The sequence below is a fragment of the Pedobacter frigiditerrae genome (assembly GCF_004331645.1).
Lineage (GTDB): Bacteria > Bacteroidota > Bacteroidia > Sphingobacteriales > Sphingobacteriaceae > Pedobacter > Pedobacter frigiditerrae.
Window position 1 is genome coordinate 1,050,792 of record NZ_SJSK01000002.1, and the last position, 13,548, is coordinate 1,064,339.

General features: G+C 34.4%; 13 protein-coding genes. 4 read left to right on the forward strand and 9 right to left on the reverse strand.

Annotated features, from left to right (window positions below; all coding sequences use genetic code 11):
- Positions 1-34 precede the first annotated feature (34 nt).
- The 4 genes from EZ428_RS11300 to EZ428_RS11315 all read right to left on the reverse strand — a co-directional run bounded on the left by EZ428_RS11300 (position 35) and on the right by EZ428_RS11315 (position 3,201).
- Positions 35-640, reverse strand: coding sequence for an RDD family protein (locus EZ428_RS11300; RefSeq protein WP_131553247.1), 606 nt, complete (start codon positions 638-640; stop codon positions 35-37).
- 119 nt (positions 641-759) lie between these two features.
- On the reverse strand, positions 760-1,734 hold the full coding sequence (locus EZ428_RS11305; protein ID WP_131553248.1) for a LiaF transmembrane domain-containing protein: 975 nt from the start codon (positions 1,732-1,734) through the stop codon (positions 760-762).
- Between the two features lie 81 nt (positions 1,735-1,815).
- The gene (locus EZ428_RS11310) at positions 1,816-2,481 is read right to left on the reverse strand and encodes a PspC domain-containing protein (protein ID WP_131553249.1); all 666 of its coding nucleotides are present in this window, start codon (positions 2,479-2,481) and stop codon (positions 1,816-1,818) included.
- Between the two features lie 27 nt (positions 2,482-2,508).
- Positions 2,509-3,201: an SDR family oxidoreductase gene (locus EZ428_RS11315; protein ID WP_131553250.1), complete on the reverse strand. Its 693-nt coding sequence runs from the start codon at positions 3,199-3,201 to the stop codon at positions 2,509-2,511.
- Positions 3,202-3,340: 139 nt separating this feature from the next.
- Here EZ428_RS11315 and EZ428_RS11320 point away from each other — a divergent pair, with 139 nt between their 5' ends.
- From EZ428_RS11320 to EZ428_RS11330, 3 genes are read left to right on the forward strand one after another with little or no spacing between them, the layout of a single operon-like run.
- On the forward strand, positions 3,341-4,075 hold the full coding sequence (locus EZ428_RS11320) for an MlaE family ABC transporter permease (RefSeq protein WP_131553251.1): 735 nt from the start codon (positions 3,341-3,343) through the stop codon (positions 4,073-4,075).
- Positions 4,072-4,824 (forward strand): ABC transporter ATP-binding protein, encoded by a 753-nt coding sequence (locus tag EZ428_RS11325; protein ID WP_131553252.1) that lies wholly within the window; start codon positions 4,072-4,074, stop codon positions 4,822-4,824. Before EZ428_RS11320 ends, EZ428_RS11325 begins: the two co-directional genes overlap by 4 nt.
- 17 nt (positions 4,825-4,841) lie before the next feature.
- The gene (locus tag EZ428_RS11330) at positions 4,842-5,726 is read left to right on the forward strand and encodes a class I SAM-dependent methyltransferase (RefSeq protein WP_131553253.1); all 885 of its coding nucleotides are present in this window, start codon (positions 4,842-4,844) and stop codon (positions 5,724-5,726) included.
- Positions 5,727-6,091: 365 nt separating this feature from the next.
- Here the strand turns inward: EZ428_RS11330 and EZ428_RS11335 are convergent, their stop codons facing one another.
- Both EZ428_RS11335 and EZ428_RS11340 read right to left on the reverse strand, forming a co-directional pair.
- Positions 6,092-7,138: an HmuY family protein gene (locus EZ428_RS11335; protein ID WP_131553254.1), complete on the reverse strand. Its 1,047-nt coding sequence runs from the start codon at positions 7,136-7,138 to the stop codon at positions 6,092-6,094.
- A 23-nt stretch (positions 7,139-7,161) separates the two neighbouring features.
- Complete coding sequence (locus EZ428_RS11340) at positions 7,162-9,486, reverse strand: TonB-dependent receptor (protein ID WP_131553255.1); 2,325 nt, start codon at positions 9,484-9,486, stop codon at positions 7,162-7,164.
- Between the two features lie 276 nt (positions 9,487-9,762).
- On the opposite strand from EZ428_RS11340, the gene EZ428_RS11345 reads away from it, so the two are divergent.
- Positions 9,763-10,797: a hypothetical protein gene (locus EZ428_RS11345; protein ID WP_131553256.1), complete on the forward strand. Its 1,035-nt coding sequence runs from the start codon at positions 9,763-9,765 to the stop codon at positions 10,795-10,797.
- Positions 10,798-10,856: 59 nt separating this feature from the next.
- Here the strand turns inward: EZ428_RS11345 and EZ428_RS11350 are convergent, their stop codons facing one another.
- From EZ428_RS11350 to EZ428_RS11360, 3 genes are all read right to left on the reverse strand, one after another.
- Positions 10,857-11,945, reverse strand: coding sequence for an acyl-CoA dehydrogenase family protein (locus EZ428_RS11350; RefSeq protein ID WP_131553257.1), 1,089 nt, complete (start codon positions 11,943-11,945; stop codon positions 10,857-10,859).
- 2 nt (positions 11,946-11,947) lie between these two features.
- On the reverse strand, positions 11,948-12,577 hold the full coding sequence (pnuC, locus tag EZ428_RS11355) for a nicotinamide riboside transporter PnuC (RefSeq protein ID WP_225871040.1): 630 nt from the start codon (positions 12,575-12,577) through the stop codon (positions 11,948-11,950).
- A gap of 575 nt (positions 12,578-13,152) precedes the next feature.
- Entirely contained in the window at positions 13,153-13,548 is a 396-nt protein-coding gene (locus EZ428_RS11360; RefSeq protein ID WP_131553258.1) for a hypothetical protein, read from the reverse strand.

Sequence of the window (13,548 nt, forward strand, 5' to 3'; positions counted from 1 at the left end):
GTTGAAATGTTTGAAGGTTGTAAAGTTTAGTTAACTATATCAACCTTTGTTTAGTTACCAAAGTTTCTGCCATTATATCATGTAAACATTGTTGCTTTTTATTTAGGAAACAAAAAAGATACCCCAGACCAAAAGTTGCATTAGAAACAATCTTACCTAGATTTCTACCAATTGAATTTCCTAATGTCAGTCGGCTACCATTTAAATCGGTAACTTTTATATCCATTATGCGCTTACCAATTGTTGCTTGTTTAATAGAAGCTTCAGCTACGCTAGAATAAACAATTCTTGCAACGGGAACTAAAATCAGGAAGAATAATGCCGTTCCAATTCTGAACATTTTTTGATCGACAAATATATAAGCTAGAAGAACAATGACAACATAACAAATCATTAGCAAGAAATAATCTATAACCGAAGCCATTAAACGTTGATCAAAAGAAGCGAAATATTGAGGTGCGGTTTGTTGAAATTTGAAACCCAAAAACTCACGTAGCTCTTCAAATTCATGGGCTTCTTTATAATCGTCCATACCAGGTTTACGAATGAAAGTACCTGGTTTTATATTTAGCTTTTGCAGTTCTTGCAAGGCATAAGGACCTTCAGGTTTTCCATTGATAACGACTGTATATTCTTGCATTAGATTTGTGAATTGAGATGTTAGGTTTGTGACAATAAACTAATAGCGTAAAAACAAAACTACTAAACATTTTGTCTTTACGCTACTTATAGTCTTTCAGCCTTTAAAACTTCGACCTACTAATATCTATCTACTTCGAAGCTACTTAAACCACCATCTAGGTTGATGAATATTTTATTGGTCGAGGTTTTGTAATTAGGTGTTTCGTAAACGCCATCACTAAGCTTAGTAAAACCATTAAAATCTTTGGTTGACAAGCCCGTTTTTGTTTTGATTCTGCAACCTGAACTTTCTGGAATTTTAATTTTCACATCTGCTAATCCAGATTTAACATTTACATCTGCAATTGGCAATAAGCTACCTATTTTAATGTCTAACTCGGCTGCACCACCATCAAAATTTAAGGTTCTAACTTTATAATTTGTTAAATCTAAATCCATGCTTCCAGCACCCATATTCAATTGCAGTTCCCAATTAGGGGCTGTGTTCATGTATAACTTAACATCATTCCCATTTCCAATATTCCATGATTTGTGACGGCCTTTATCTTGCATTTTAAAAGCTACTGTATTTACACTATCTGAAGTTGTTTTTGTAATACCAAAATGATTGTTTTTCCCACTAACTTGAGCAGTGAATAAGCTATCTGTTTGTCCTTCTAACTTGAATGATGTTCCTCCGCCAGAAAGATTTAAAATAGTTCTTCTAGCTTCATCACCCGCATCGAAAACAGCAGAATAGCTTTCTTTTACATCGCTGTCATTATCGTTATCTTCATCATCATTGTTGTCATAATGCTCATATCTATCTACTCTATCTCTATGATTTCCCCACCAAAAACGATGTGAAGCTCTTTCTTGTCCTCTGAAAAATAAAAATCCAAGCGCTATAACCAAAATACCTAGTGACATGATACTTCCAATTTGCGATTCACCTCTGTTAAACAGGATATTAACACCTAGAATAATGATAAATACTGGCCAGAAATCCCATACGTTTCCCCAATAAAAATCAATTACGTTAAAATTTTCTAACAATAGTACACCACCTATAAACAATAGTAGCACACCCCATATTACTTTGTCAAATTTCATATCTTTTAATATTTAAACTCGGTTTTAGTTTGCATGAAAACTGATTTACCGTTACTAATTAAATCATGCTTGGTTGGTTAATTAAGGATTTGGTGTTACCGAATCTTTATCTTCTACGATAATAGTTGCGTCTTCAACTGGTTTTTGGTCAGTTGTTTTTTGTGCTTCCTCGGTGGTTTTCTTAAAATTATCCCACTCTGTTTTTCTTTGGTTTCTAAAGATTAAACTAATACCCACCGCAACGATTGCCAAAGGCCACAATTTGTATATTTTGAAAATATTAAACCACTCTGGCAGGATCTCAAATTGACGAAGCAAGAAATAAAAACCTACAATTAATAAGATTAAACCACCAATTGTACGACTGGTATCGTCTTTCTTTTTAAAACTATTTGGATTAGTTGCGTCTGTAAAATCAGGGCCAGCATTTGGCGTATTCCACTTGGTTTGTTCAGTAGTATTTGAAGCATCTCCAAAAGCATTAGGCGTGCTAAAGGGATTATTGTTTGGTTGGTTCTTCTGAAAGTAATCGTTAAATTTATTAAAACGTGCTACTGGGTCGTTATTAACCGGCAGTATAATCCACATGATAATATAAACCAACAAACCTGTTCCCGCTAAAAATATGGTTGCCAACACAAAAAGTAATCTTACAATGGTAATATCAACTTGCATATAATCTGCTAAGCCAGATGCAACACCTGCAACTTTTTTGTCGTGTTCATTTCTAAATAATCTCTTTTCCATGATTCATCTCCTCCTTTTATTTGTGTGTTAAAATTTTAAAGGCGTTAGGGTTATTTCATCAACGTTTACACCACTACTTAAATTTAAAATGGAGTATAAAGAATTGGCAATGTCTTCTGGTTGTACAAACTTATCAGGATTAATGGTTGTACCTTCCCAAGAAGCTGTTAATGTAGAACCTGGCAAAATTGCCGTAACCTTAACGTTGTAATCTGCTAACTCTTTCCGCAATACATTATTAAGACTTAGCATCGCTGTTTTTGTTACACTGTAACTACCTGCATTCTCAATTGTTTGCGCACTTGCTATGGAGCAGATATTAAAAATATGCCCAGAATGCTGAGAACGCATTATTTTACCAAAATATTTAGAAAAATAATAAGTAGCATTTAGGTTTAATTGTTGTTGAAACTCGAATGAGTAATCATCTTCATCTAATATACTTCCTGTTAAAAAAACACCTGCATTATTAACTAAAACATCAATTATATTAAAAGCTGCTTTTGCTTTTTCGAAGAAATTCATTACATCAACCTTGTTGCTACAATCTGCTACAACAGTAACTATTTTTACATCCATTGGTTCTAGTTCTTTTTGCAGGGCAATTAAATCTTTTTCAGTTCTGGCGCAAACTGCTAAATTATAACCATTAGAAGCCAACTTAACAGCTATAGCTTTTCCAATTCCTTTAGTGGCACCTGTAATTACTGCGTTCTTCATTTGCAAATTGTTTTTTGACACAAAAAAGAATATTTATATCCGAAATCGGTAATATTTTTTTACAAATACACAAAGCCAGAACATTTTTTGTTGTTTCTTTGTATATTAAAGTGTTTACGCATAAGCTAATCTTTATTAAATGAACTTTACCAATTTTGGCAAATATATATTGCTACTTAAGGCAGTATTCAGAAGACCCGAAAAAACTAAAATATACCTTAAAGCTATTTTTCAACAGATGGATTTTATAGGGGTAGGCTCTTTGGGATTGATCAGCATCATATCTACATTTATTGGAGCAGTAATGACTTTACAAATCGCCTTCCAATTGGTAAGTGATTTAATCCCTAAAACCATTATTGGTTCTGTAAACCGCGATTCGAGCATTTTAGAATTAAGCCCTACAATTAGTGCTATTGTTTTGGCAGGTAAGATTGGTTCTGCAATCTCATCAGAAATTGGAACAATGAGAGTAACCGAACAAATAGATGCATTAGAAATTATGGGAATTAATGCGCCAGGTTATTTAATTTTACCTAAAATATTAGCCGGAATTACAATGGTACCTGTTTTGGTTATTATTTCTATGGTATTGAGTATTGGCGGTGGTTATTTAGGTGGTACATTATCTGGAGCCGTTTCTGCAGCAGAATATATTCAAGGCATTACTACAGACTTTAATCCATATACCATTACCGTTGCTTTAACCAAAGCATTTGTTTTTGGTTTCATTATTACTTCGGTTCCTGCATACGAGGGTTTTTACGTAAAGGGAGGTGCTTTAGAAGTTGCCCAAGCTAGTACAAGAGCAGTTGTTGTTAGCTGTATAAGTATCTTAGCTTGTGATTACCTTGTAACCCAATTATTATTATGATCGAGATTAAAGATATTCATAAATCGTTTGGTGATAATGAGGTTTTAAAAGGTATCTCAGGAACATTTAAAGAAGGTGTAACCAATTTAATAATTGGAGGTTCTGGTTCTGGAAAAACTACGCTTTTAAAATGTATGATTGGTTTGCATCAACCTGAAGAAGGAAGTGTGCTATACGATAATAGAGAATTTACTCAACTCAGCTTTGAAGAACGCATTGAGATTAGAAAAGAAATTGGAATGCTGTTTCAAGGTTCTGCCTTATTTGATTCGATGACAGTTGAAGAAAACATTATGTTTCCTTTAAATATGTTCACAGAACAATCTCGAAGTGAAAAGTTAGAGCGTGTTAATTTCTGTTTGCAGCGTGTCAATTTAGAGGGGAAAAACAAGTTATTTCCTGCAGAGCTTTCTGGAGGAATGAAAAAACGTGTTGGTATTGCTCGTGCCATTGCGATGAACCCAAAATATCTTTTTTGCGATGAGCCCAACTCTGGCTTAGATCCAAAAACTTCTATTGTAATTGATGAGTTGATTAAAGAATTAACAGAAGAATATAATACAACAACTATTGTGGTAACACATGACATGAACTCTGTAATGGGTATTGGAGATTATATTATTTTCTTACACGAAGGAAAAAAATTCTGGGAAGGTTCTAATAAAGAAATTGCCAAAACAGATATTGAAGAACTGAATGATTTTGTATTTGCTAGCCGATTCATGAAAGCTGCAAAAGGCAAATTTTAATATATACCACACCATTTATGATAAGCCTCTTAACACCAACCCACTGGAAAGATTACGAATTGATAGATTGCGGAGATTTCGAAAAGCTAGAACGTTTCGGCAATTTGGTACTTTCTCGTCCTGAGCCGCAGGCAGTTTGGAAAAAGATACTATCACCACAGGAGTGGAAGAAAAAAACGCATATTAATTTTAAAGGTCGCTCTGCAACAAGCGGAGAGTGGATTAAAGCTGATAAAAATATTCCAGACCGCTGGAATGTGAATTATAAAAATGATGACATCAGCATTAATTTACGCTTAGGCTTAACTTCATTTAAACACGTTGGTGTTTTTCCAGAGCAAGCAGTTAACTGGGATTATATCTCATCATCAATTAAAAAATTTAAGACACCTAGTCCGAAAGTACTTAACCTTTTTGCTTATACAGGCGCAGCTTCTTTAGTTGCAAAGGCAGCAGGAGCTGATACCACACACGTTGATTCGATTAAACAGGTAGTAAACTGGGCAAATGAAAACCAAGAACTATCTAACTTAAAAGATGTACGTTGGGTAGTTGAAGATGCTTTGAAATTTGTTAAAAGAGAATTAAAGCGAGGCAAAAAATACAATGGTATTATTTTAGACCCTCCTGCTTTTGGTCACGGGCCAAATGGCGAAAAATGGAAATTAGAAGACCATATCCAAGAAATGATGCAAGACGTTGTTCAATTATTGGATGAGGAAGAACATTTCTTAATTTTAAATACTTATTCATTAGGTTTCTCTTCGGTAATAGTGGAAAACCTAATTAAAACATCTTTCCCGCAAGTTAAAAATCTAGAAACTGGGGAGCTTTATTTACAAGCTACTTCGGGCATTAAATTGCCTTTGGGTGTTTTTGGCAAGTTTAATAAGTTTAGATAGATAAAGGAGCAAAGAATAAGGATAAAAGAGTAAAGCCTTAAAGTATAATATTTAGCCAACGATGTATTCGTTGGCTTTTTTTATGCGATTTGCGACTTGAAATAGCAGCACTAGATTTCGTTAATTAAAACTAACGATAATCAAAATCTTTTTTGTCATCTTAAGCGAGCTCGCACTGAGCGTAGCCGAAGTGAAGGACAAAAAGATTGGAATGGGTAATTCCAAAGAGTCCCTTTGTGCAATCGCTGCTATGAAATACTAACGTTGTTTTTCTAATTAGAATTAAGGATTACAATCCCCTTTTAATAGGAAAGGCTTCCGAATCCTCGAAAGCCTAGCTCCTAAACAAAACATAACCAAATGTATTATCCTTTTTTAACCAGTTTATATTCGATAACAGGTTTACCGCGTTCTCCGCCATCACCCGATATATAACTGTTAAATTTCAATTTGTAAATGTTGCCATTACTATCTTTTACAACATAAAATGAGTCTGTTTTAACTCCACCTCCAACACCTGTTTGACTTGGAGCAGTTCTCCATTTTGTTCCTATAACATCTTTTGCAGATGAAAATGTTAAGGCGGCAATATCTGCTTCTGCAAATGCAGCATAAGTTTTTGTGGCAGTAAGAACCTGCACCGCAGAAACTCCAGATAATGTATTTAGTGATATAAAATCTTGAACCCAATATGGAGAGCCTAAGCCTGAATTGTATGTAGAATAACTCCAAGAGATATCCCAATTAGTTTTTTCTGGCTCTACACTAACTATTTTATTATTCTCTAAAGACACGAATGTTAAATTAAATCTAGAGTCTTTAGGGACATCTAATGTTTTAATTACGGTTTCTCCAAGCTTTGCATATTGTACCTTATAACCAGTACCTGAACGAGTAACTTTAATTTTAAACCATTTATCACGCTCTTTATTTCCTTCATAGCTCAACAAGAAAACTTTGTTACTCGCATCAGTGACACTTATTTCATCCCTAATGGCAGTTTTTGTAATGTCTCCATCCCAACTATCTGCCAAGCTAATTGTATTTGGATCAAGTATATCATGGTTTAAATTAACTGTTGTACCAGGATCCCCAATAGTAACAGTATTAATGTCAGTTTTATTGGTTACAACAGCTGTAGTTTGATAAGAAGCATTTAATACTACTTTAAATTTAGAGTCAGAAGTAAGGGCAAGGTTCCAAGATTTTCTATCTGCTTTAGTTGCTTTATCAGCGCTAAAATCAACAAATACAATATTTGCGTAGTTGGAAGCATCTGTTTTACCTTCCATTGTTAGCGTACTACCATCAGATGGTGGCGCAACAATAATAGGTTCTTCCTTACTTTTTTTACAAGCTGTAAATGTAATTGCCAATAATGCAATCGCGACGAATGAGTTAAGTTTATTCATTTCTATTTGAGTTAAATATATATTTAAAAAGCCCCTTTAGGGGTTTGGGGGTTATTCCAGTTAAAAGTTATGCCTAGTACATACGAACGACCATAGCTATATGAAACACTTGCGCCACCTGTACTATGTGCACCATTGCTTGCGGTAGATGTATTTGTGAGTTGTGTTACATCAAATATGTTTTTAACACCAGCATTTAATGTGATATATTTATAAATGATTTTGTTAAGCATTAAATCTGCCCAACTAAAATCTCCTATTTTAACAACTCTTGGGGTTTGTACACCACCAACCATTGTTAATTGATAACCTGGTCTTTTGCCGGTGTATTTGTAGAATAAGCTTACGCTTCCATTAATTTTAGGGAAATTGTAAACTACGTTTCCGTTAATTTCTGGCGCCCACATGAACTCTGCTACATCTAACGATTCTTTATTTACCAATAAATTATTATACCTACCGATGTAAGAAACACCAAGATTTAATTGTAAATTTTTAAGAATGAAAGTATTATCTAACGTACCGCCAATTGTTTTATATCTAGAAACATTAATTAATGTGGTTATAGAAGAATTTGCAGGGTCCATACCGAAATCAATTCTATTGGTAAAAAGATTATAAAAACCTGTTGCCGTACTTCTAAACTGCAGATCATCTTTTTGTATACCTGCCCAAACCAATGATGTATTGAAACTATGAGATTGTTCTGCCTTTAAATTTTCGTTACCTCTAATCGAATGACTGGCATCAAAGAAATCATAATACAATTCTCTTAAAGCTGGTGCTCTAAATCCTCTTGCATAAGATAGGCGCAAGTCGAAGTTTTTTGTTAATCCGAATTTGATATTTAGAGATGGAATTACTGCTGGTGCATCATAAACAGAGTTTTTGATAAACCTAACTCCAGGGCGAATGTTAATGCTTTCTGTCGGTCTAACTTCCGCCGATGCGAAAAATGCGTAGTCATTGATAACTGGTGTGCCTTTAATCCTTTGTCCACTCGCAGCATCTCTGTTATATTCAAAACCAGGTTGAATAGAAATCAATTTATGGGCAAAGTATTGCGCAGTTAGCCTTACACTTGTTCCATTAAATTTGGCAACATCTTGCTCTCCAGCATCTGTAGAAAGTTGTTCTGCACCAGTAGTATAATCGTGAATAACAGACTTAGTTGCTCTCTGTAAATCTGTATAACCAACAATAGCGTTTAATTCTAACTCTTTAGAGAACCTATATTCAGATTGAATTTGATTTGTGTAACGTTTTGTAGTATAGGTTTGTAATTTGCCTTTATAGTTATTTGGGTTGATGCCCAATCTGGTATCTATTGTTTCTTTTAAGCCATCTAGGCGATACCAAATATTAAAATTATTATTTCTGTAAACGATTTTGGTATTTCCTAAAAACTGTTCTTTTGGTTTCCATCTGTTAGTTGCAGCATTTACCTCTGCAGTTGTGGCTGTTTTTGGCGCTAAATTCCAGCCACCAAATTCATTGTGACTAACACCTGCCAAAGCGCTCCAACCTTTATTTTGCCAACTTGCACTTAAATTTTGATTGTGTACACCACTACCACCAAATGCTTCGTACTCTTTACCAGCAGTTTCCTCCTGCACCCTTGCCGAAACATTTAATAATGATTTACCCGCATTTTTTGTAATGATATTAATTACACCCGCTAATGCATCAGTTCCGTAAACAACAGAAACCGGACCTTCAACAATTTCTATTCTTTCAACAGTGTTGATGTCTATTTGATTTAAACTTTCTCTGCTATCAGAACGGTCTACCATTGGTACACCATCTAAAAGGATTTTGATGTTTCTACCACTCATCCCCATTAACTCAACATCTGTTGTACCTAAAGTTAAATCGTTATTAAAGCGGAAACCAAGCTCAGTATTTAAAACCTGCTGTACATTAGTTGCTGATCTTAATCTAATTTTTTCTGCACTAATGGTTTTAACATTGTAAACAGAGTTCTTCATAGATTGTGGACCATACTGAGCAGTTACCACAACTTCTTTTAAATCGTAAGCCTTTTCTTTTAAGGTAATTGTTGGTATGGCTAACTGATTATCGCTAACCTCGATATTTTGTTCTAATGTAGAAGCACCAGATCTTACGATTAATTGCTTGTTGCCAACAGTCGATAATATCTTAAAAGAACCATCACTTTGAGTAAAGGCAATGCTTTTTGATTCTTTAATCGATATCAACAAACCAGCAGCAGGTAAACCATCAGCAGTCAACACCTTACCTGTAATAATTAAGCCCTTACCTTGTTGTTGTGCGATAGCACAGTTTATACAAATTAGAAATAAAATAGAAAATAAATATATTCTCATTGACGCTATTTAGAATGATTTCAAATAATACAGCAATGATATAACTTATTTAGACTAATTACAAATAATATTCAACAATAAGCTGCAAGTACCTAAAAACGAGGATTTTTGATATTGATAACTATATGTAGTATAGCAAAAGATTTGAGTGTTGAATTTTTATAGCCTTTTATTAACAAAATGTTAATGTGTTGATAATTATACGACCAGTCTCAAATGAAATGACGTATTTTTGAATTCGGACAAGAAAAACTAAAATAAAACAACCATTTATCTATGAAACTTACAAAAATTGCTGGTGCTGTGCTGATAGGAATAGCTACAATTAGCACATTCGCTTATTGCACTTCTGACGCTAAAAAGGCCGGAGATAAGAAGGCGGCAAATGACACTACTAAAGTTGAAGAAGAAAATTTGCGTGCACCAGTTGATACTGCAAAGTACGACCAAATTATTAAAAAATTAGCGAATGGTGACACTACAGGTAAGTGGCCAGTAAAAAATCAACCCTATCCATTAGACGGCGCAATTTTACCTTTTAAACGCATAGTTGTTTATTATGGAAACTTACACTCAAAAAAAATGGGTGCTTTAGGGGAATATGCACCTAAAGAAATGTGGTCTCGCTTAAATAAAGAGATTAAACATTGGGAAAAAGTAGACCCATCTACTCCAGTACAAGCAGGTTTACATTACATTGCAGCAGTTGCTAGTGGAACTCCAGGAAAAGACGGCAAATACATTAATAGGATGGGCAATAAGCAAATCGACTCTGTGTTGAAAATTGCAAAAATGCGTCCAAACACAATTGTGTTTTTAGATTTACAAGTTGCGTTAAGTAATATTAAAGCAGAACTTCCTCATATTGCGAAATATTTAGAAATGCCTAATGTACACTTAGGTATCGACCCAGAATTCTCTATGAAGGATGGTTCTTTACCAGGCAAAAAAATTGGAACTTATGATGCTGCTGATTTAAATTATGTTACTGGCTATTTAGCGGATATCGTTAAAAAACATAACTTAACCCCTAAGGTTTTTGTTGTACATCGTTTCACCAAAAAGATGGTTACAAACTATAAAAGCATCAAGTTAAGACCAGAAGTTCAAATCGTTATGCACATGGATGGCTGGGGCGAACCAGATTTGAAACTAGGTACTTACCGTCACTTTATTTTTGGCGAACCTGTTCAATTTACTGGATTTAAATTGTTCTATAAAAACGATTTGAAAAAAGCGCCAAACCGCTTAATGACACCAGAAGAATTGATGAAACTAAAACCAATCCCTAGTTATATTCAATATCAATAATTGAAAAAGAAATACCAAAAAAGGGCTTCGAGAATTCTCGAAGCCTTTTTTGTTTTAAGCTAATCCTCAAATGTTAAGAGAGAATGTTGGCTTGCCGTATGTATATCTCGCCAAACTCTATTAATTTCTGATTCTTTTTTTGCTGCCTCTAATCCGCAATAAGGATAAAGTGTGTCGGTAATCTTTCTGCTTGTATGGGCTAACTTTCTACTTGCCAAGCTTACGTTTTTAAGCAGACTTTCACCAATAGATTTTTTGTTCATCAAACTTACCCATGAGAAATCGAATGCTTCATAAAACTCATTTCGAGCTTGCTCAAATTCCATTTTACAACGCTTAAATTCTATATCAAAATAAAGTAATTGACTTTCCTTATAACGTTTTATTCCTGTTCTTCCATAAAAAAACGCTTCTGTTAGCTGCAGAAAATGCTTAGCCATGCCAGCACTATTTACAGCTAAAGTGGTTTCTGCCAATTGCAAAAATGGATAATCGAACCCAGGGATATCAACTTTTATATCCTTATTTATTTGAAAAGTTCTGTTTAATGGCACTTGCAAATTCTTAGCTTCAAATGCGTGGCTGCCTGTAGCAATTAAACCAAAATAAGACCAACCTGGTAAAATGGTTATTTCATCCTTAAATAAAATAAAAGATTTAATTACTTGTTCTCCCTCATCTGATAAAATAGGAGAACCATCTTCATTTTGCAAATTACAGTTTGCTGTAAATATAGTAGCGTGTAGTGCGCCACTAGCATAGTTCCAATGACCATTTACAACATACCCTTGCTCTGCTTTAACAGCTGTTCCTCCTACTGCCCCACTACCTGCAAAACAAACCTCCCTATTAGCAAAAACTTCCTTGGCTAATGCTGGATCCAAAAAACCTGCAAACCAACCAGCGCCACTACAAAGTGTAACCGTCCATCCTAAACTGCCATCTAAATAAGCCAACTCTTCTAGTAGTCTTAAAATTTCGGGAAGTATTCTAGCTGGTCCACCATAAACTTTTGGCACGTATAGCTTGAACCATTCTTGCTGATAGGTTATCTCTAATATATCTGGATGCAATTTTCCAAGCTGCTCTGAGGCAGATGCTAATTCGACTACGATTTCTTGCCAAGCTTTTTCTTTATTGATTTCCATAATTAGATAGGTTGTAAAACTTGTTGTTGTCTGTAAATTTTTCTCCAATCGAAGAAACCGAAAATGGCAACAATGAATAGGAATAAGGTTAATAAAGAAAAGAGTTCCAAATCTTTATGCCATAACAATGGAATAGCCACTATATTTGATACGTTGAAAAAAATCCAATTTTCTATTTTCCGACGAGCCAGTAACCACATCCCAGCCCAAGCCGTTGATGATACAAAAGCATCCAAAATAGGCACATCAGAATTGGTAAAGTTCACAAGTACATAATATAGTACAAAATAACCTCCTATGGCAATGGATAGAGCTATTTTAAGCTCTTGTTTATTCATCCAGCTTACAGATAAAATTTCATTTTTGGCTTTACGTTTAGTCCAGATTATCCACCCATAAAAACTCATTACTAAGTAGTACATGCTCAATAAACTTTCGGCATACAAGCGTGCATCTATTTTCAAATAAAGAGATAATAAGATACCTATAATACCGGCCGGATAAAGTAAAATATTATTACGCTTAGCTAATAACACTTCCATTACACCAAAACACACGGCAAACCACTCTAAAAAAGAGGTAGCTAAAATCTGGTCGTACAATAGTGCAAACCATTCCTGAAAATTCATCATTTACAATGCTTTTTGTCTGCAAAGACAGTTAAAAAAATAAAATATTAAAAACTGTCGCAGGGGCGAAACAGCAATGTAAAACAACCTCCTTCCTACGCTGGCATTATCCAGATCAGGTACATTTGGAGTTGAAACTGTAAGGTATAAAGTTGACAATCCAAACCTTTAACTTTCTACCTATAACTTCTTCACTCCAAAATGGGTATAATCTCAGCTAGCTTTTACAATTTGAGTTTGCAAAAAGCCAGCACCCCTTTGAGTGATGCAAATATAGATTTAAAAAGATTAAAACAAAGTGTGTTTTTAACCACATTGGCACATAGCCTGTGTTAAATGGGTCTTAAGTGAAAATAAAATCTTATTATGTGGTTGGTGAGCCACCAACCAAGGAGGTATGGGGGGCTTTTTGAATGAACAATATTACCACATAGGTACATAGCTATGTTTTCTATGTGGCTAAAAGGTTTGTTCTTGTGGTCGGTGTTATCACCGACCCACTCAAAAAAATAAATAATGGTTGGTGATAACACCAGCCAAAGGAAAAAGGGCTTCAAAAATTCAAAGCCCTTTTATAATTAATTTGCCATAGGGGGTGCATCTCCAGTGCCACCAATCCTATCAAAACTTAAATATCCTAACTGATAATCTTTACTTACTACAATAGAGACATCGCCTTCAATATGATTCGCTTTTGAGTAGAATATATATTTATATACGTAGTCTTTATAAGAAACAAACTTTACGGATTTTAATTTTCCCATCATATTGTAAACTTCTTTCATTTGTTTAGTAACGGATTCTTCAGAGACCTTTTGTCTATAACCTAAAGTATATAAATCATAAGCTGATTTATAGTCTTGTTTATTGAAACAATCTTTCCATTTATTCAATACTTCGTCAACTTTTTTATCTTGCCCAAAAGAGATTGAGCTAATGAATGATATTAATACTATGATTATTTTTTTTTTCAT